At 64.9% G+C, this 19367-nt stretch carries 13 protein-coding genes; 9 read left to right on the forward strand and 4 right to left on the reverse strand.

Annotated elements, in window-relative coordinates; genetic code table 11:
• Positions 1 to 22: 22 nt before the first annotated feature.
• A complete protein-coding gene (locus ACTHNR_RS00835) occupies positions 23 to 1156 on the reverse strand; it encodes an acyl-CoA dehydrogenase family protein (protein WP_440545493.1) in 1134 nt (377 codons plus the stop codon).
• A gap of 291 nt (positions 1157 to 1447) precedes the next feature.
• Here ACTHNR_RS00835 and ACTHNR_RS00840 point away from each other — a divergent pair, with 291 nt between their 5' ends.
• The 5 genes from ACTHNR_RS00840 (at position 1448) to ACTHNR_RS00860 (ending at position 7276) form a co-directional block, all read left to right on the forward strand.
• Complete coding sequence (locus ACTHNR_RS00840) at positions 1448 to 2470, forward strand: AraC family transcriptional regulator (protein WP_440545494.1); 1023 nt, start codon at positions 1448 to 1450, stop codon at positions 2468 to 2470.
• A 154-nt stretch (positions 2471 to 2624) separates the two neighbouring features.
• Positions 2625 to 4793 carry a sensor histidine kinase gene (locus ACTHNR_RS00845; RefSeq protein WP_440545495.1) on the forward strand — a complete coding sequence of 723 codons (2169 nt, stop codon included), beginning with the start codon at positions 2625 to 2627 and terminating at the stop codon, positions 4791 to 4793.
• A 26-nt stretch (positions 4794 to 4819) separates the two neighbouring features.
• Positions 4820 to 5278 carry a response regulator gene (locus ACTHNR_RS00850; protein WP_440545497.1) on the forward strand — a complete coding sequence of 153 codons (459 nt, stop codon included), beginning with the start codon at positions 4820 to 4822 and terminating at the stop codon, positions 5276 to 5278.
• A complete protein-coding gene (locus ACTHNR_RS00855; RefSeq protein ID WP_440545498.1) occupies positions 5275 to 6780 on the forward strand; it encodes a PAS domain-containing protein in 1506 nt (501 codons plus the stop codon). The genes ACTHNR_RS00850 and ACTHNR_RS00855 overlap by 4 nt, the downstream gene beginning before the upstream one ends.
• A gap of 205 nt (positions 6781 to 6985) precedes the next feature.
• Complete coding sequence (locus ACTHNR_RS00860) at positions 6986 to 7276, forward strand: H-NS histone family protein (protein WP_440545499.1); 291 nt, start codon at positions 6986 to 6988, stop codon at positions 7274 to 7276.
• 135 nt (positions 7277 to 7411) lie between these two features.
• Here the strand turns inward: ACTHNR_RS00860 and ACTHNR_RS00865 are convergent, their stop codons facing one another.
• Together ACTHNR_RS00865 and ACTHNR_RS00870 are read right to left on the reverse strand one after the other, a co-directional pair.
• Entirely contained in the window at positions 7412 to 10462 is a 3051-nt protein-coding gene (locus ACTHNR_RS00865) for an ATP-binding protein (RefSeq protein WP_440545500.1), read from the reverse strand.
• A gap of 184 nt (positions 10463 to 10646) precedes the next feature.
• Positions 10647 to 11390: a response regulator transcription factor gene (locus ACTHNR_RS00870; RefSeq protein ID WP_440545501.1), complete on the reverse strand. Its 744-nt coding sequence runs from the start codon at positions 11388 to 11390 to the stop codon at positions 10647 to 10649.
• Positions 11391 to 11820: 430 nt separating this feature from the next.
• Between ACTHNR_RS00870 and ACTHNR_RS00875 the strand changes: the two genes are divergently transcribed.
• From ACTHNR_RS00875 to ACTHNR_RS00890, 4 genes are all read left to right on the forward strand, one after another.
• Positions 11821 to 13227 carry a FecR domain-containing protein gene (locus tag ACTHNR_RS00875; protein WP_440545531.1) on the forward strand — a complete coding sequence of 469 codons (1407 nt, stop codon included), beginning with the start codon at positions 11821 to 11823 and terminating at the stop codon, positions 13225 to 13227.
• Between the two features lie 11 nt (positions 13228 to 13238).
• Positions 13239 to 15677: a CHASE2 domain-containing protein gene (locus ACTHNR_RS00880; protein WP_440545502.1), complete on the forward strand. Its 2439-nt coding sequence runs from the start codon at positions 13239 to 13241 to the stop codon at positions 15675 to 15677.
• Between the two features lie 86 nt (positions 15678 to 15763).
• Positions 15764 to 16429, forward strand: a complete 666-nt coding sequence (locus ACTHNR_RS00885; RefSeq protein ID WP_440545503.1) for a DUF4136 domain-containing protein — start codon at positions 15764 to 15766, stop codon at positions 16427 to 16429.
• A 115-nt stretch (positions 16430 to 16544) separates the two neighbouring features.
• Positions 16545 to 17951 (forward strand): GGDEF domain-containing protein, encoded by a 1407-nt coding sequence (locus tag ACTHNR_RS00890; RefSeq protein ID WP_440545505.1) that lies wholly within the window; start codon positions 16545 to 16547, stop codon positions 17949 to 17951.
• A gap of 46 nt (positions 17952 to 17997) precedes the next feature.
• Here the strand turns inward: ACTHNR_RS00890 and ACTHNR_RS00895 are convergent, their stop codons facing one another.
• Entirely contained in the window at positions 17998 to 19197 is a 1200-nt protein-coding gene (locus ACTHNR_RS00895) for an MFS transporter (protein ID WP_440545507.1), read from the reverse strand.
• Between the last annotated feature and the right edge of the window lie 170 nt (positions 19198 to 19367).

A 19367-nucleotide genomic window follows, 5' to 3' on the forward strand; every position in this document is an offset into this window, starting at 1 on the left:
ATGACTTGCCTTGCACGCGCGATCAGAGACTGCGTGCAATGACCATTCGCTGCACTTCGCTCGTGCCTTCGTAGATTTGCGTGATGCGCGCATCGCGGTAGTGGCGCTCGACGGGATAGTCGGCCAAATAGCCGTAGCCCCCATGGATCTGAATGGCCTTGGAGCAGACCTCCTCTGCCGCTTCGGACGCATAGAGCTTGGCCTGCGACGCTTCCGACAAGCAGGGCTTGCCCGCGGTGCGCAGCCGCGCGGCATGATGCACGAGCAGCCGCGCCGCATTCAAGCGCGTGGCCATATCGGCCAGCATGTGCGAGATGGCTTGATGCTCCTTGATGGCCTTGCCGAATTGGATCCGTTCTCCGGCATAGGCACGCGCCGCGTCGAAGGCAGCGCGCGCGATGCCGACGGCCTGGGCGGCGATGCCGATGCGCCCGCCTTCGAGATTGGACAAGGCGATCTTGAGCCCTTCGCCGCGCGCGCCCAGCAGGTTGTCCTCGGGCACCGCGCAGTTTTCGAGCGTGATGGGGCAGGTGTCGGATGCGCGGATGCCAAGCTTGGTTTCAGGCCGGCCGACCATGAAGCCCGGTGTGTCAGTCGGTACGACGAATGCCGACAAGCCGCGCTTGCCCAGTTCGGGATCGGTCACGGCGAAGACGATCGCCACGCCGGCGCGAGCGCCGTTCGTGACGAATTGCTTGCTGCCGTTGATGATCCAGCGGCCGCCCTCGAGCACCGCCCGCGTCTTCAAATTGTTCGCCTCGGAACCCGCATGCGGCTCGGTCAAGCAAAATGCGCCGATCGTCTTGCCGAGCGCCAGGTCGTGCAGCCAGCGCGCCTGTTGCGCCGCCGTCCCGAACTTCAGAATCGGGCCGCAGCCGACGGAGTTGTGCACGCTCATCAGCGTGGCGCAGGCGGCGCACCCGGCCGCGATTTCCTCGAGCGCGAGCGCATAGGCCACGTAGTCGGTGTAGGTGCCGCCAAGCTCGGCCGGCACCATCATGCCGAGCAAGCCGAGCTCGCCCATCTGCCGAACCACATTGGCCGGCAGCGCGCCTTCCCGGTCCCACTCGGCCGCGTGCGGCGCGAGGCATTGCGTCGCGAATTCGCGAGCGGCATCGCGGATCATTCGCTGTTCGTCGGTGTAGAACTCGTCCATGGCGGTGCGGTCGTGCGAAGTAGTCGAAGGGGCTTTACACTGTCGTGCTTTGCGCGCGGGCGCGCCCGGCGCCGGCGGTCGGTCCATCCGTGGGACGTGGCCCATGGCGTCTCGTCGTTCGCGGCGAGCAAGCCGTTCACGCGTCGAAGTGTAGGGAGCGCGGCGGCGGCTTTCGATGCTCAGGCCGCTCAATCGTCGTGAGCGCATTTGCCATTGGGCGGGTCAACCGGCCAACGAGCCAACGGTCGAACGGGCCACCGGGCCACGGCGGATCCGCCGCCGAAGCGAGTTATGGATAAAGAGAAAGGCACCATCGCCGTCAGTCTTGTCGAAGAAGCCGTTCAATGCGTGCGGCGCATGGGCGTCGACCCTTCGGCCATGCTCGAGCAGGCCGGTATCGCGCCGCACCTGCTCGCCTCGCCGCAGGGCCGTGTCTCGTCGGCGCAATACGGCGCGTTGTGGAACGCGATCGGCCGCGAGCTCGACGACGAATTCTTCGGCCAGGATTCGCACCCGATGCGCAGCGGCAGCTTCATCGCGCTGTGCCAGGCTGCGCTCACGGCGCGCAACGGTGCGCAGGCGATCGCCCGCGCCACCGGCTTCATGCGGCTCGTGCTCGACGACATGACCGCGCAGGTCGACGCGACGAGCGAACGCGTCCGGCTGGTCTATACCTTGCGTGAAGGCGTACCGGAAAAGGCCATGTTCGCCTACGCGACCCACTTCATTGTCGTGTACGGCGTCGTTTGTTGGCTCGTCGGGCGCCGCATCCCTGTGCACGCCGCGCGCTTTAGCTGCGCCGAGCCGGCCGCGGGCCACGAATATCGGTCGATGTTCTGCGATGACCTGCGTTTCGGTGAACGCGCGTCTTACGTCGAACTCGCTCCGGAGTTCCTCGAACTTCCGGTGATCCAAACCGCGAAGTCGTTGAAAACGTTTTTGCGCAATGCGCCGGCCAGCTTCATCGTCAAGTACCGCAACCCCGACTCGATGAGCGCGCGCGTGCGCCGCGCGTTGCGGACACGCCCGATCGCCGAGTGGCCCGGCGCCGATGCGCTGGCCTTTGAATTGCGCACCGCCGAGGCGACGATGCGGCGCAAGCTCAAGCGCGAAGGCGAGACGTATCAATCGATCAAGGACGCTTTGCGGCGCGACATGGCGATCGCCGCCTTGCAAGAGGGCGAACGAACGATCGCCGATATCGCGGTCGCCGTCGGGTTCGCCGAACCCAGCGCGTTTCATCGTGCGTTCCGCAAATGGACCGGCGCTCGGCCCACCGATTACCGCCCGCTCGGTCAAAGAACGCAGCGGTAGCGCGTCCGGCCGCGGCATACCCATTGCGCATATCAATCACGCATCGACTGCGCGGACGGTCGATTTGCGTCCGATGACGATTTCTCGTTCGATTCTTCTGCTGAATTTCCTATCTTGTAACTAGGCGCCGCGCGCGCATTCGAGGTGAGGGGAAATGGACACGGCAGTCAAACGCATTCGCAGCAAGGCGTCGCGCTGGGTGGAGTGGGGCGTGCCGGTCATCGGCTTGCTGATGCTCGTCACCGCGGTCGTCGGCGCCCTGGGCACGATCACCCTGTACGACAGCGAAGCTTCGGTCCAGCATTCGAACGATGTCTACGCCAGCCTCGAGAGCCTGCTCGCGCTGGCGCGCGACGCGGAAACGGGGCAACGCGGGTTCGTCATCACCGGGCGCGACGACTACCTCGAGCCCTATCTCGAGGCCGAGCCGCAAATCGCCCGGCAACTCGATCATCTGGCGTTCCTGCTCAAGGGCGACGCGTCGCAAGAGCAGCAGCTCGCGCGGCTGCGCGGGCAACTCGAACAAAAGCGCCGTGAGCTTCAGCGGGTCATCGATACGCGGCGCACGCAGGGGTTCGCGGCCGCACAAGCGATCGTGCTGACGGATACGGGCAAAGCGTTCATGGACCGCGCACGGGCGACGGTAGCCCAAATGGAGCGCCACGTCGCCGAACAATTGGCGGTGCGCCAGGCGAACGCGCGCCGCACGCGTGATCTGGCGGTCGTGATCTGCCTCGCATCGGGTGCGTTGACGATCGTCATTTGTTTGTCGTTCGGGTATTTGGCGCGACGTTTGCTGCATGACGAGGCCGCTGCGGCGCGTTTGCAGTTCGAGCAGAAGGAATTGCTCGAGGTGACGCTCGCCAGTATCGGGGAAGCAGTCATCGCAACCGACGTCGGCGGCGGCATCACGTTTTTCAACGGCGTCGCGCAGGCTTTGACCGGGTGGAGCCAAGCGCAGGCGCTGGGACGGCCCGTCGAGGAGATCGTGCGAATCGAGCGAGCCGCCGACGATAGTCTGACCGAGAACCCGGCCCTCATCGCGATGCGCGAGCGGCGCAGCGTCGGGCATGCGGACGGCATGGTGCTCGTGGGCCGCGACGGCAAGCGCACGCACGTCGATGCGAACGGCGCTCCGACGTTCGACTCCGAGGGCAAGCTCGTCGGCTCGGTCATGGTCGTGCACGACGTCACGGAGCGGCGTCGTGCCGAAGAACGGTTCCGCGTGGCGGTCGAAGCGGCGCCCAACGCGATGATCATGGTGGATGCCGAAGGCAGGATGACGCTCGTCAACACGCAAACGGAACGGCTTTTCGGCTATGCGCGGGCCGAGCTGATCGGGCAGCCGATCGAGAAGCTCGTGCCGGAACGCTTTCGCGCGCATCACGGCAATTATCGATCGGTCTTCTTCGCGAACTCGTCGGCGCGCCCGATGGGCACCGGGCGCGACTTGTTCGGGTTGCGGCGCGACGGTTCGGAATTTCCGATCGAGATCGGCTTGAACCCGATCGAGACGTCCGAGGGCATGTTCGTCCTGAGTGCGATCGCCGACATCACGGAACGAAAGCGCGCGGAGCGGCAGCTGCGTCAGCGCACCGAGGAACTCGCGCGCTCCAACCGCGACCTCGAACAGTTCGCCTATGTCGCCTCGCATGATCTGCAGGAGCCGCTGCGCGCGGTGGCCGGGCCGCTGCAGATCCTGCAGAGACGCTATCAGGGGCAGCTCGACGAGCGCGCAGACGAGTTCATCGGGCACGCCGTGGATGGCGCAACGCGGATGCAGTCGCTGATCGACGATCTGCTCAGCTACTCGCGCGTCGGGCGTCTGGAAGATCCAAAGCAGCCCGTGCCTGTCGAGTACGCGCTCGAGGTCGCGGTAAAGAACCTTGCCGTCGTCATACAGGAAACGGGCGCCGCAGTGACGCACGAGCCGCTTCCCGTCGTGCAGGGCATCTCGACGCAATTGGCGCTGCTGTTTCAGAACCTCATCGGCAATGCCGTCAAGTTTCGCGGCAAAGATAGAACGCCGCGCATTCATATCGCCGCGAAAGCGACCGGCGACGAATGGCAATTCTCGGTCGCGGACAACGGAATCGGAATTGCCGAACAGTACTTCGATCGGATTTTCGTGATTTTCCAGCGATTGCATACGCGCCGCGAATATCCGGGCACGGGGCTCGGGCTCGCGCTGTGCAAACGGATCGTCGAACACCACGGCGGAAAAATCTGGGTCGAATCGACACCGGGCAAAGGGACCACGTTCTTCTTCACGTTGGCCCGCGCGGCAAGCGCGCCCGCTCAGGCCGCGTCGATCGAAGGCTAACGCATCGTTCTCGGGAGTGAATGCTCATGCTACGCGATGACAGCGGCAACCTGGTCCACATTCTGCTGGTCGAGGACAGCCCCACCGACGTCATGCTGACTCGGGAGGCGATGGAGCAATACAAAGTCGTCAACCCGCTCGACATCGTCGAAGACGGGGTGGACGCCATGGATTACCTGAAGGGCCGAGGCAAGTATGCGCAGCGAGGGCCGGTGCATCCGGGGCTCATCATCCTCGATTTGAACTTGCCGCGCATGAGCGGCCGGGAAGTGCTCTATGAGCTCAAGCAAGACCCCGAGCTGCGCAATATTCCGGTCGTCGTATTGACGACGTCGAAGTCGGAAGAGGACGTGATCAAGTCGTACTGCCTCCACGCGAATTGCTACATCACGAAACCCGTGGATTTCGCAAGATTCATCGACGTCGTGCGCAGCATCAACGAGTTTTGGTTCGGCGTCGTCACGCTGCCGCCGGTTCGCAATTGAATACGCGTCCTTCCGTCGACGTCCTCCTGGTCGAGGACAGCCCCACCGATGCGTTGATCATCGGCGAGGCGCTCATCGACATCACCGACTTCGCGCATCGTTTGACGCATGCGGAGACTTTGACGGATGCGCTCGCGCACGCCGAGCATGCGCGCTTCGACGTTGTCCTGCTCGATCTGGGCTTGCCCGACGGCAACGGCATCGACACGTTCCGGCGCTTTCGGCTGGTGGCGCCCGATACGCCTGTGCTCGTATTGACGGGGCTCTCCGATATTTCGGTGGGGCTCGTGGCGATTCAAGAAGGCGCGCAGGACTATCTGCTCAAGCGCGAGATTCAGGCGGCGCTCCTGAGCCGCGCGATCCGTTATGCGATCGAGCGCAATCGAGCGTCGGCCGAACTCGCGGCGAGCGAGGAGCGATTCCAATTGGCCGTCAGCGGCGCGAGCGCCGGCCTGTGGGATTGGAATCCTCGCACGGGCGCCTTGTATCTGTCGCCGCATTTCCGCGAGATCGTCGGGCATGACGAAGATGAACTACCGAACGACATGCAGGCGCACTACCAGATCATTCACCCCGACGACGTCGAACGCGTCGCGCAGGCGCTCAGAGCGCATACGCAAGAAAGGCATCCGTACGATGTCGAATATCGGGTGCGCACGCGGGCCGGAGAATACCGCTGGATACAGTCGCGCGCGCAAGCGCTGTGGGATGCGTCGGGCACGGCTTACCGCATGGTGGGCTGGATTCTCGACGTGACGGAACGGCGCCGCGCGAACGAGGCGCTGCGCGAGTCGCGTGAGGAATTGCAACGATTGTCGGCCAACATCGAGCATATTCGCGAAGAGGAAAAAACGCGCATCGCTCGCGAGTTGCATGACGATCTCGGGCAGCTGCTGACCGCGCTCAAGATCGACATGGGGCATTTCGAGCAAACGATCGAGGCCAAGATGGATGAGGCGTCGCGCGGTGCGCTGCGGCGCATCTACGGCGTCATCGACCAGCTCGTCGCATCCGTGCGGCGCATCGCCGCCGATCTGCGTCCCGTCATGCTGGACGACCTGGGCCCGATCCCGGCGATCGACTGGTTCATCCAGGAGTTCTCGGCGCGACATGGTATCGCCGTGCACGCGCAGCTCGACGCGGGCGACGTCGGGTTCAATCGCGACAGCGGCACCGAGGTCTTCCGCATCGTGCAGGAGGCGTTGACGAACATCGCCCGTCACTCGGGCGCAAGCGAGGTGACGATCGAGATTGCTCGCGAAGACCCATTTTGCATGGTCAAGATCAGCGACAACGGGCGCGGCGCATTATCCGATGCGCGGCGCAACCGGAAATCGTTCGGTCTCATCGGAATGCGCGAGCGAGCTGCGCGACTCGGTGGAGAACTCGCGGTGCGAACCGCGCCCGGGCAAGGCTTTGCGCTGACCGTGACGTTGCCGCTCGCCGTCGTCGAAGCGCCCGACATCGACGGCAGCGATTCGGCCGGTATGGTCAAGCATTGAGTTGGCCGTCTGCATCGGGTCGCGCGCCCGCGTGACGCGCACGAATGCGAAAAATAGGCATGACTATTGCTTACGCTGTGCCGGCTGTGCCTATGGGCAGGGCAGTTTGGGCGCGTGAGCGCCGTTGCGAAGTCTGCGGCATCACGTCGCGAGATGATCGACGGAAGCGCCGCGCTTACGACAAACCGTATGGAGGACTGAGTCCGTGGCGACTTACAAGGAATTGCTGGCAAGGAAACAAGAGCTCGATGCCGAGATCGAACGAGCGCGACAGGTAGAGGCGGAACAAGCGCTCTCTACCGTGCGCGAAACGATCGCCGCCTTCGGCTTCACCCCGGATGACGTGTTCGGCACGCGCCGAAAGGCTCGCGGCGCTTCGAACGGCGCACCGCGGTTTCGTCACCCGGAGACGGGCGAGACGTGGGGCGGGCGCGGCCCACGGCCCCGTTGGTTGAAGGGCAAAGACCCGGAGCAGTTCCGCGTCGCCGGGCTCTGATCGGCGGCGGACCGGACTCGGGATGGCCGGTAAATTCGCGCTCCGTTTCGCGTAAGTTTTTCCGGGCATCCCTCGCAAGCGCCGCCGCTTCCGCGCGGCAACAAAGCGATCGTGCGCGGCTTGGGTGCGGCGGCATCAGACCGACGGCTCAACGTCGATGCTCGCGGCGATGCCGCGGGCGACTTCGATCGTGCGCCGATACGACGTATCGAATCGCGCGCTCAGTTGCGCGAAGTCGTGGACCTCGCCGGCCGACGCCGCGGTCTCGATTCGCGCGCAGAGCTCGCCGAGCGGCAGAGCGCCGATCGAGCGCGAGGACGACTTGAGCTTGTGCGCCACGCTTGCCGCCTCGCGTGCGCGATCTTCTTTCATATGTCCCACCAACTGGTCCGCTAGGGCGGCGGAGCAATCGATGTATTCCACGAGTAGCGCTTGAACGGTTTCTAGATCGTCCCCGACGATGCTTTTGAGCACGTTGACATCGACGATCGTTGCGGGCTCGTCCTTTTGAATCGGCGCGGGCGCTGCCGGCGGCATATCGGGCGTGCGTGCAGCGTCGCGTATGACGGCGTTGGCCTCGTCCTTGGGGCTGCCGGATGCCCGCGCGCTCGTCCACTGCGCGAGCGCTTGTTCGAGCAAGTTCAGCTTGAGCGGCTTCGTCAAGTAATCGTCGATGCCGAGCGCCTTCGCGCGATTCGCTTCGCCGGTAATCGCATTGGCCGTCAGCGCGACGATCGGCACGCGCGCGCGCGCGCCTTGCGCCTCTTCCGCGCGAATCGCCTGCGCGAGTTCGTAGCCGTCGCGCCTTGGCATGTGCAGGTCGGTCAACACCAGCGTGTAGGGGCCGGCGCGCCACATTTCGAGCGCTTGCTCGCCGTCGACGGCCATATCGGCCGCATAGCCGAGCAGCGCCAATTGCCGCGAGATCACACGGCGATTGATCTCATCGTCTTCGGCGACGAGCAGCGTGACGCCATCCCCGGTGGCGCCGCGAACAGCGAGTTCGTCTTCGCGTTCGTCCGTCAGCGTACCGACCGTTCGCCGGCCGCCGGCGAGCGCGACCGCGTCGACGAGCACCCGCCGCCGCAGCGCCTGCGCGCCGATCGACACCGTCGCGCCGGTGCGCGACATCAGGCTAAGACTGCGCGAGGCGGCGATCACGACGTTGCCGGACAGGCGCGCCGATTCTTGCGATCCATGAGGCGCCACCTCGTCGAGCGTGCAGCGTTCGTCGCGAACGAGCACACGCGGACCGGTCGCGCGCGCGAGCGCTTGACGCGCGTCGTAGGCGTCGGCCGCGATCTCGACTTGCGCGCCCGCGTGGCGCAGATAGTCGCCGGCATCGTCGCAACGCCAGTCCGGCGAGGCGATGACGATGCATGCGAGCCCCGACAGATCGGCGAGCTGGCGCGGCGCGTTTGCCGGTGCGATGCGCAAGGGGAGGGTGACCGTGAATGTCGAACCTCGCCCCGGCTCGCTGCGGACGGACATTTCGCCGTCCATCAAGGCGACGAGGCGCCGGCAAATGGCGAGTCCCAGCCCCGTGCCGCCGAAGCGCCGCGTGGTCGAAGCCTCGGCTTGGCTGAACGGTTGAAAGAGCTTCGTGAGCGTTTCGGCCGTCATGCCGATGCCGTTATCGCCGATGTCGAATCGCACGCGAGGCGCATCGCCTTGCTCCAACGTAGCGCGCAGGGACACCTGCCCCGGAACCCCGGCGCGGCCCGATGAAAACTTGATGGCATTGCCGACCAGGTTATAGAGAATCTCCCGCAGGCGCGTATCGTCGAACATGGCGCTCGCGGGCAAGGCGGGCGAGACATAGACGCGCAGCGCCACCCCGCGCGCATCGGCCACGTTCGCGAGCGACGTCGCGAGACTGTCGACGATGTCCTCGATCGCCGTCGGCACGCAGTCGATTTGAAGCTTGCCGGCTTCGATCTTCGAGAAGTCCAAGATGTCGTCGATGATCTTGAGCAGCGCGCAGGCGCAATCGCGGATCGTGCAGACCATTTCCTTTTGGTCGGCCGAGAGCGCCGATCGCGTCAAGACTTCCGTCATGCCGATGACGCCGTTCATCGGCGTGCGGATCTCGTGACTCATCGTGGCGAGAAACGCGCTCTTCGCGCGCGATCCCGCTTCGGCGTCGCTGCGGGCCTGTTCGAGCTGCGCGCCCTTTGCGATCTCTCGATCGTTGGCGGCCGCCAAATTCGATAGCAGCGTCTTCGTGCGGCGCTCCGCGGCGATGATCAACACGGTGAGCAACACGGCGGCCAGCAGCAGAAGAAGGCTGCGCATGCGCCACGCCGCGAGAAACTCGTCGGTGGAATAGCCTACGGCCACGGCCAATGGGTAGCCCTTGAGCGTGCGGTAGCTGATGATGGTGTCGCGGCTGTCGACGAAGGAAGCCGTGCGCAAATTGCCCGAGGGCGATTGCGCAAGCGCGCGCCGCAACGGGTCTTGCGCAGGCAGCGTCGCGCCGACGGCTTGATCGCGGCCCGAGCGCAGCGCGCGCACGACATAATCTTTCGTGCCGACGACGGCCACGACGCCGTTCTTGCCGATGCGCAGACCGTTGTAGAGTTCGGTGAAGTAGGACGGATCGACCGATACGACGACGACGCCGAGAAAGCGCCCGTTCAGCGAACTGATCCGCTGCGACAACTGCAGCGAGGCTTTACCGCTCGCGCGCCCGATGACGGGCTGGCCGATCATTAGGGCCGTGCTCGGATCATGCACATGGATTCGAAAGTGCTCGCGGTCGGACAGGTCGATGGGCTGGAACCCGGGCACCGTCGAGGCGCGCAGATAGCCTTGCGAATCGATGACGGCGACCTGCACGAAGACGTCGAGCTTGAGCAGGCCCGAGCTGACATAGTAGGCGAGCGGAATCGACACGCCGTCGTTTTGCACTTGCCACGAGACGAGCGCCGCCACTTGTTCCGCCTCTCGCATGACGCGAACCGTATGCGCCGCCAGTGCGTCGGCGAGCGCCGCGGCGCCGGTGCGGGCGCTGCGCATTTCCGCGTTGGCGTCCCATAGCGTCAGTGCGCCGAGCGCGAACCACAGCGCCGCGATCAGCAATAGCGTTTGCAGCTTGACGTTGGCAAATCGGCGACGCAGCGCGCTATGCGATGGATCGATCGCATGCGGCTGCGCGTTGTCCGGCACGTCGGGCGGAGCATCCATGTCCGTTACTCGCAAAAACCTCGGAGCGGCGCCGGCCCCAATAAAGCGGCGCGCCTATGACGTGTGTTACGGCGTTTTTCGCCGAAACTTCATACGTATTTTTCCGAGTCGCGCAGAAACGACGTTGATATGGATCAAGACGGGAGAGCGGCGCCTTGCACGATCATTGCAGGGCGCCATGTCGCTAATAGCTGAACGCTTGCGATTCGGTGTCGCGGGAGGCGGCGTCGCTTGCCGGATCGTGCACGACTTCCAAGCGATATCCGTGGCCGTAGACGGGCATCAGCTTGACGCCGTGTTCGGGTTTCAGCTGCAATTTTGTCCGCACGCGCGACATGTGCGTATCCAGCGTGCGCGAAATCGCGTTCGGCGGTTGTCCCCACAGCGTTCCGCCAATATGCTCGCGCGAGAGCACGCGCCCCGCATACTGAAACAGCAGGAGCACCAGGTCGAATTCGCGGCCCGTCAATTCGATCGGCTGTTCCCGCAAGTAACACGCTCGTCCGACGGGGTCGACGCGGTACTGCCCGACCTCAATGGCGGCTTGAGGCGCTGCGTCGCTCGGATAGGCGCGGCGGCTCAGCGCGGCGATGCGCGCCAGCAATTCACCGCTTCGAATCGGCTTGATCATGTAATCGTCGGCGCCGGCCGTCAGCGCGGCGACGACATCCGCTTCGAGCGAACGGCTCGTCATGAACAGGATCGGCACTCGTTCGCTGAGATTGGCGCGCGCCCAGATCGTCACCTGATGCCCGGTTACGCCCGGCACGTTCCAATCGAGCACCAGCAAATCGAAATGCTCGCGTTTCAAGCGGCGAATGAGCTGACTGCCGTCGCGGAATACCGCGCATTCGTGACCGTTCGAAGACAATATGGCGCCGACATGTTCAGCAACAACGTCGTCGTCTTCCAAGTAGGCGATCTTCATGTGTCTCGGTCCGAATGGATGAATGACTCGGCCTTTACCCCGGTGAAAGGCCAGCCTAGCGGCAATTTTGTCGGATTGTACAGCGCCGATGCGGGAAAACAAATTGTGGGAGGTTGCGGGTCAACAGGCAATTGACATTTGTTTGCAATTGCTTGAGGGGGCTGCATTCGTGCCGCTGTTTCGCTCAGTGGAAGGCGCGGCAGTCATGCGAAAGAAGACCAAAACAACGCATTTTCCGAGCACGGTCGCACAAATTTCGATATGCTCGCGGGTTATGTCATTCCGTGAAGATCGCGTCGATTATCCAACGTAAGACCGGTTTCGCTCACGCGAGCGATCGCCGTCAATCCCGACGCCGGTATCTATCTAGAACAACACAGCATTGATACATACGACGATGCCCATCCAAACGATGGTCTGCACCGCGGCTATGGGCGATGAAGCCGCCCGTTGTCGGAAAGCAGGCCGCCGCGGGCTGCGGAAAAGCTTGCGGGCGGCAGCCGCCGGTGCAGTGTTCGCACTGCTTTTCATGTCGTCCGCGCGTGCGCAAGCGCCCCTCGACCTGGGGGCGACGGCCGCGTATGTCACGCGGGCCGGGGATACGCTCTACGACGTCGCGCAGCGCTACTTGGCCGACGCTCGCGCGTGGCGCACGCTTGCCCACCTCAATCACGTGAGCGCACCGCGACGCTTGCCGCCGGGTATGACGTTGCGCCTGCCCCTCGCATTGTTGCGCCGAGATGCAATGCCCGTAAGCGTCGTCGCGCTGAGCGGGCTCGTGACGACCCGCGGGCGTCGCGGCGCGCCTGACGTGCCCCTGCTTCTCGAGCGAACGCTCGGCGAAAACGACACGGTCAGCACGGGGCCGGACGGCTTCGCCACGCTCGAACTAGCCGATGGTTCTTACGTCAGCCTGACGCCGAACACCCGCATCGTGCTGACGATCCTGCGCGAGATGGCGCTGACCGGCATCGACGAACGCGTCATCGAGTTGGAAAAAGGGGAAGTCACCAATGAGGTGACGCATGCGAAGCAGCCGGGCGATCGCTTCGAGGTCCGCACGCCGGCCATCGTCGCGGGCGTGCGCGGTACGCATTTCCGCGTGAACGTTCTGCCGTCGATGACGGCGGTCGAGGTGCTCGACGGCAAGGTGGCCGTGGGCGCCACGGCGAATGCGACGCCGGGCAAAGCGCAATGGCAGGCCAGCGCATCGCAGTTCGTCGAGGCCGGGCAAGGCAGCGCGACCCCGAACGACGGCGCGGTGGGCGCCGCTCGCGCGCTGCTGCCGGCGCCCCGGTTGCGCCATCCCTCGAAGGTGCAGGACGGCCGCGCCGTCGCGTTCGACATCGAGCCGGCCGCCGCCGCTGTCGGCTATCGCGTTCAGATCGCGCGCGATGCCGACCTGCTCGATTTGATCCGCGAGACGCATGTGCAAGCGCCGTCCGCCGAGTTTCCGGATCTGCCCGACGGCACCTATTTCGTGCGCGTGTCCGCGATCGACGCCGCGGGTCTCGAAGGCCTGCCGCGCGTGTATGCGTTCGAGCGCCGCGCGAACGAGGTCACGGCCAGTGCGGCCCCGCGGGCCGACTCGCACGACTACCGCTTCGTTTGGCGGGCGTCGCGAGGCCAGGCCGATGCGCGTTTTCGCTTCGTGTTGTCGCGCTACAGCGATCTGCACGATGCAATGGTCGACGCAGTCGATTTGACGGGCACCTCGCTCGTCGTTTCCGATTTGCCGGCGGGCGACTACTACTGGCGCGTCATCGCCGAACAATACGACCAGGGCCGCTTCTACGAAACGCCCGGCGCCGTCCACGCGTTTACGCTGGCCAATTGAAAGACGAGCGTATGACGCAGAAAGAATCGTTCGCACCGTTTCCGGGCGTGCATTCGATGCGTGGGCCGACGCTTGGCGTTTGGCGGCGCTTCGTATGCGAGTGGCTCGCCATCGGCTTCGTCGGCGTAGCGGTGGTGTTCGCTTGCGTATTTACCTCGTTGACGAAAAACCTCGATCGACTCGTCTACGACCATCTGGTGACGTTGCGCGCCGAGCCGCTCGCGAGCGAAATCGCGCTCGTTTCGATCGATGACGCCAGTATTTCGGACATTGGACGGTGGCCGTGGCCGAGGTCGACGCAAGCCCGGCTGATCGATGCGGTCGCGAACGCCGGCGCTGCCGCTATCGTCTACGACGTGCTGTTGACGGAGCCCTCGGACGAAGACGCCGTATTGGCGCAGGCGCTTCGCGAGGCCCCCACGTTCTTGCCGCTCTTTGTCGATCCCCGCACCCAGAGTCAGGCTGTCGGGCCCGTGCCGGTACTGGCTCAAGCGGCGGCGGGAGTGGGACATATCGACGTCGAGGCCGATCCCGACGGCATCGTGCGTGGCGTGCGGCTGCGTGAACGCGCGGGCGACGCAAGCTGGCCTTATCTCGTCGTGCCGCTGGTCGCCGACATCTGGAGCGGGAAAATCGCCGTCGCCGACGGTCGCTACCGTGGGCCCCCGGGGCGGTCCATCGCGCAAGCCGTGGCCTCGACGGATGCGGCGTTCGAGCGGAATCATTCACGCATTCTCATTCCCTTTTCCGGCGAGGTCCCCGGCGGGGGGCAAGTATCGGCCAGACGGCTGCTCGACGGACACGTCTCGCCGGAAGCGCTACGCGGCAAGATCGTATTCGTCGGCTTGACTGCCGCCGGGCTGATGACGCACCTGGCAACACCGATAGCGGGCCGATTCGGTCCGACTTCCGACACTTTGCTGCACGCCAACGTCCTGAGTACGCTGCTCAAGGGCAGTGCCATTCGCCCCGTGGAGCCGGCTTGGCGTTTCGTGATATCGCTCGCGCCGATTGCGGCGTTGCTGAGCGCGCTCTTTTTCTTTTCGCCGTGGCGTACGCTGCTGCTTACCGCGGCGCTCGGCCTCGCCTCGCTCGCGATGAGCGCCGTTTTGCTCGACGGTGCTTCGATCTGGATCTCGCCCGTCCCCGCGCTCGTTTCGCTGTTGACCGTCTATCCGCTGTGGAGCTGGCGCAGGCTTGAAATGACGATGTCTCGCCTGCAGCGCGAACTCGCGCGGCTGGCCGACGACGCCGACATCTTGCCGAACGTCGATATGGGTCCACGCACGGTCCGAGGCGATGCGCTCGAGCAGCACATTGGGCTCGTCGAGCAGGCCGCGGACCGCGTTCAAGACATGAAGCGGTTCGTATGGGACTGCCTTAACAGCTTGCCCGAGCCGATTTTGATCGCCGATCGGCAAGGGATGATTTGCATTGCAAACAAGGCGGCTCGCGACCACTTTGCTAGCGTGGGCGGCGTCCCGCCGGAAGGGCGACTGTTGACCGATGCCCTCGGCGAAATGAAGTTCATCAAATCGATAGGACCCGAGACTGTTTCGGACGACGAACTGAAGGCGCGTTGGCCCGAGGTCCTCGATCCGAGCGATGCCGAACGCGTTTGGACCGTCAAGCGCGGAATCGAGGTATGCGATCGCGCCGGGCGCGACCATCTGCTGCGTTATGCGCGCTGCCGCGATGCGCGCGGCGAGCCCTCCGGATACTGGGCCGTCGGCCTCGTGGAAGTCACCGCGCTCCATGCGGCGGAGCAGGCGCGAGAAGATGCGTTGAGACTGCTCTCTCACGACATGCGGTCGCCGCATGCTTCGGTGCTCGCTTTGATCGAGGAGGAGATGGCCGTCACGCGCTCCGAACGGGTGCGCACGTTGCTCCAGCATATCGAGCGCTACACGCGGCGAGCGCTCACGCTGGCGGACGACTTCGTGCAATTGACGCGCGCGGAATCGCAGACCTACCAGTTCGAACCCGTCAATCTCGTTGACGTCGTGCTCGATGCGAGCGACGAAATCTGGCCGCAGGCGCGCGCCAAACGCATTCGTATCGAGACGCATTTCGAAGGCGAGGCCTATTGGATTCGCGCTGATCGGTCGCTGATGACACGGGCGATAACGAACCTGCTGAACAACGCCGTCAAGTACAGCCCGAACGATACCCTCGTGCTGGTGTCGCTGACGGGCGACCCGCCAGGCCGCATTCACTGCACGATCGCCGACGAAGGCTATGGCATGGCCGAAGAGGCGAGGGCGCATTTGTTCGAGCGCTTTCGGCGCTTCCGCGTACCGGGGCAGCCGCAGACGCAGGGGGCAGGCCTCGGCATGGCGCTGGTGAAAACGGTCGTCACGCGTCACGAAGGCGAGGTGAAAGTCGACAGCAAGCCAGGGCGGGGGACCGTCGTGACGGTGTCCATGCCGTGTTGGGACGGCACGGACTAAAGCGGCGCCGCGAGCGGCCTTGCGTGCGCTTTTTCCGTGAAGAAGAACAACCGAAGAACCGAACAACCCTTTGCGAGAACGATGCGATGAAACCGATACTGCTGCTTGGCGCTTGCGCGATCGCTGCGATGCTGACAGGTTGCGCCGGTCCCGAGACGGCCGTGCGGGCGGGCTCGGCCCAGGATTTCGGCCAGGGGGCGCGCACTTATGCGTTCGCCCAAGGCCCGGAGGGCGCTGTCGGTGGCGACGATAGCCGTTTCACCTCGCCCATCGCGCGCCGGCTGGCGGAACTCGGCTTCGTCGCAGCGCCTGAAACTTCAGCGCACTATCGCGTTGCGCTGTCGCACGAGACCCGCCCGGCATCGGTCAGCGTCGACTATGCGGCTTGCGCCGGCGGCGCGCCATGCGGCGCAGCGGATACCGGGCGCACGCCGGGCTTCCCGTGGCCCGGCACGACCGCGTACGTTCACTCGCTGACCCTGCGTTTCTTCGATCGCACGGACGGTACGGAAGCCTATAGGGTCAGCGCCACTAAGCGCGACCGCGAACTCGACGACGGACAGGCGGCGGGCTATCTGGTCGCCGGGGCGTTGGCGCGCCTGCCCTTCGCAGGCGCCGCAAAAACCCGCGGAAACGCGGAGACGGCGAACGAAAGCGAACTGCGGGGCGATTGGAAAGTGACGCTGCAGGCGCCCGAAGGCGGAGCCGATATGTCCCCTCGAGTCACCGGCGTGTCGATACTGCGCAAGTGAAATCCCCGGCGGGTCCGGCCTCGAACGGCGGCCAGCGGCCGCTGTAAGGCTCGTACCGCGGGCTATTCGTGCGTAGAATGCGCCATACGTGTCGCCCACGGACAGGAGACTCACGATGAATACAACAATGACGACATCGGCAGACGACACCCCGCAGGCCGTGCGGCGTGTCACCACCTGGTACGCGAACTTCCTGCTGGCGGCTTTTGCGCTGCTGCCGGCTTACCTCATCGCGTATCTCCAGTTCTACCAAGACCCCCATCTGCTGTTCGAGAACCACGTCTTTCACGAATTCGCGATCGCGGCGGCGACGCTCGAAGGGCTGTTCGTCAGCTACGTGACGTGGCAGTGCTATCGCCTCTCCGGCGAACCGATCCTGCGCTGGCTGACGCTCGGCTTCATCGGCTTCGTCCTGATCTATGCCCCGCACGGTGCGTTCACGCCGCTCGCGCATCACAATATGTGGCTGTTCCTGTTGTACGGTCCGGCCTCGCGCTTCGTCATGTCGATTCTGCTGTTCGTTGGCCTGCTCTCGTACGAGGCGCGCGCCGATTCGCCCGAGCGACGCGGGGATCGATGGTTGTGGGGCATGTGGTTCGTCGCGTTCGTCGTCATCGATCTGCTCGTCGCGGTGCTTGCGAACTCGCCGATCGCGGGGGCGCTGGCGGTGCGGCTCTCGCTCGAAGGCGGTGCGATGGTCATCTCGCTGCTCAATGTCGCGTGCCTCGTGTTTCGACGCATCCGCTCGCCCCTGATGCAGATCTTCGGCATTTCGGTGATGGCGTTCGCGCTGTCCTCGCTCGCGTTCATCCTCGGCAAGCCATGGAACCACATGTGGTGGCTCGCGCATGCCATTTTCGCGGGCGGGTTCTTTTTGCTCAGCTTCGGTATCGTTCAGGCGTTTCTCACGACACGCTCGTTCTCGACGATCTACAGCCAAGCCGAGTTGTTGGCCCGGCTGCGGCAAGAGATGTCGCGTACGGAAGGCGCCCTGCAGGAGTTGCAGCGCAGCAATCAAAAGCTTGAATCGATGGCGGCCGTCGATCCGCTGACGGGCGCGACGAACCGGCGCGTCTTCGTCGAGCGGCTGGAGCTCGAAATCGGCGCGGCCAAGCGCGGCGGGAAGCCGTTCTCGCTGCTCGCGATCGATCTCGACAATTTGCAGCGCGTCAACGAGCGCTTCGGCGAGCAGATGGGCGACATCATTCTCAAAGCCGTGGCGACCACCTGCATCGAAGCGCTCAGGCCGTACCAGGGCGTAGGCCGAGTGGGCGGCGGCGAGTTCATGGCGGTGCTGCCGCAAGCCGCGCTCGACACGGCGCTAATGATCGGCGAACGCATTCGGGCGTCGATCCAGTCGCTGCAGTTCGAAGGCGGCACGGAGCGATTCACGGTCACGGCGAGCATCGGCATCGCGCAATTCGGCCCGGACGGTTCCTCCGCCGACGCCATCATGCGAGCCGCCGACGAGCGCTTGAAACGCGCGAAGACACACGGGCGCAATTGCGTCATCGCCGTTTGACGGGCGTTGCCGGGGCTGAAAGCATGCGCGGATAGCTCGGCGCCGGTCAGCCGGCGCGCGGCGCTCGCGTTCGTATGAACGTGCACATCGCGAGCGGCGCGGCCAGCAGTCCCGCGCCCGCGAAGAAGACGGCGCTCGCCCCGTACCGCTGCCACAGCCAGCCCGCGATCGCGCTCGAGAGCAGCATGGCCAAGCCGCTGATCAGGTTGAAAATGCCGAACGCCGTGCCGCGCAATGCCGCGGGCGCGGTGTCGGCCACCATCGCCGACAGCACCCCTTGCGTGAAGCCCATATGCAGTCCCCATGCGGCGACGCCGATGAACAATGTCCAAGGCGAGAGCCGAGCGCCGAGCAGCAGGTCCGCGGCGAGCAGCAGCGCAAGGCCGACAATCAGCAAGCTTCGTCGATCGATCGAGTCCGCGAGCTTGCCGATCGGGTAGGCGCACAGCGCGTAGGCGACGTTCATGACGACGAGAACGGCCGGGATCCAAGCGAAGTCGATGCCTGTCTGCTGCGCGCGCAGTACAAGAAATGCCTCGCTGAAGCGCGCCAATGCGAAGGTGCCGCCGATGGCCGCCACGAGCCAGTAGCGCGGCTCGAATTCGCGCGCGGCGCGCCAATGCAGCGGCGCTCTGAAGGGCCGGTGGGCGGCCGCGCGATCGGGCTCGCGCACGCCGGCCCAAAGCAGCGCGACGCATACGAAGGCCGGCGCCACCGCGAACCAGAGCACGGTTCGAATATGGTCGCCGAAATGCAGCATGAGCGGGATCGCGAGGAGCGGCCCGGCGATCGCGCCGATCGTGTCCATCGATTGCCGCAGGCCGTAGCACGCGCCTCGGATTTCGGCCGGCGCGACATCGGCCACGAGCGCATCGCGCGGCGCGCCGCGGATACCCTTTCCGACCCGATCCGCGATGCGCGCAAAGACGACGGTCGCGGGCGCGGATGCCAATGGAAACAGCGGTTTGGATAGGGCAGCGAGGCCATAGCCGGCCAGCAACAGGGCTTTTCGCTTGCCCATCCAATCGCTGATCGGCCCCGAAAGCATCTTGACGATCATGGTCGTTGCTTCGGCCGCGCCTTCCAACATGCCCAGGGCCGCCACGCTCATGCCCATCGTCGACACGAGAAAGACCGGCAGCAGCGCGTGAATGAGTTCGGAGGAGAGGTCCATGAACAGGCTGACGAAACCGAGGGCCCAAACGGTGCGGGGGATAGAAGGTCGTGCGGCGGGGGCAAGGGGCATCGTGACGTAGGATGGCGCAAGTTTGGACGTTGACGAGGGACGGCGAACTCGCTCGAACGCGCGGGCTGACCGATAATGGAGCGCAGGCAAGCACTTTGCAAGCCAGCGAGCCCGAGGGCCTGAGCGCGTTGGGTCCTTAAGGCTGCGTTAAGGCGAACGCCGTCATCCTA

Source organism: Trinickia sp., from assembly GCF_051954495.1.
In the GTDB taxonomy this organism is placed as follows: Bacteria; Pseudomonadota; Gammaproteobacteria; order Burkholderiales; family Burkholderiaceae; genus Trinickia.

Coding starts and splice junctions, on each gene's coding strand:
- ACTHNR_RS00845 (WP_440545495.1), top strand. CDS start 2,625: ATGGACACGGCAGTCAAACGCATTCGCAGCAAGGCGTCGCGCTGGGTG.
- ACTHNR_RS00875 (WP_440545531.1), top strand. CDS start 11,821: ATGGGCGATGAAGCCGCCCGTTGTCGGAAAGCAGGCCGCCGCGGGCTG.
- ACTHNR_RS00840 (WP_440545494.1), top strand. CDS start 1,448: ATGGATAAAGAGAAAGGCACCATCGCCGTCAGTCTTGTCGAAGAAGCC.
- ACTHNR_RS00850 (WP_440545497.1), top strand. CDS start 4,820: ATGCTACGCGATGACAGCGGCAACCTGGTCCACATTCTGCTGGTCGAG.
- ACTHNR_RS00885 (WP_440545503.1), top strand. CDS start 15,764: ATGAAACCGATACTGCTGCTTGGCGCTTGCGCGATCGCTGCGATGCTG.
- ACTHNR_RS00895 (WP_440545507.1), bottom strand. CDS start 19,197: ATGCCCCTTGCCCCCGCCGCACGACCTTCTATCCCCCGCACCGTTTGG.
- ACTHNR_RS00880 (WP_440545502.1), top strand. CDS start 13,239: ATGACGCAGAAAGAATCGTTCGCACCGTTTCCGGGCGTGCATTCGATG.
- ACTHNR_RS00870 (WP_440545501.1), bottom strand. CDS start 11,390: ATGAAGATCGCCTACTTGGAAGACGACGACGTTGTTGCTGAACATGTC.
- ACTHNR_RS00865 (WP_440545500.1), bottom strand. CDS start 10,462: ATGGATGCTCCGCCCGACGTGCCGGACAACGCGCAGCCGCATGCGATC.
- ACTHNR_RS00835 (WP_440545493.1), bottom strand. CDS start 1,156: ATGGACGAGTTCTACACCGACGAACAGCGAATGATCCGCGATGCCGCT.
- ACTHNR_RS00890 (WP_440545505.1), top strand. CDS start 16,545: ATGAATACAACAATGACGACATCGGCAGACGACACCCCGCAGGCCGTG.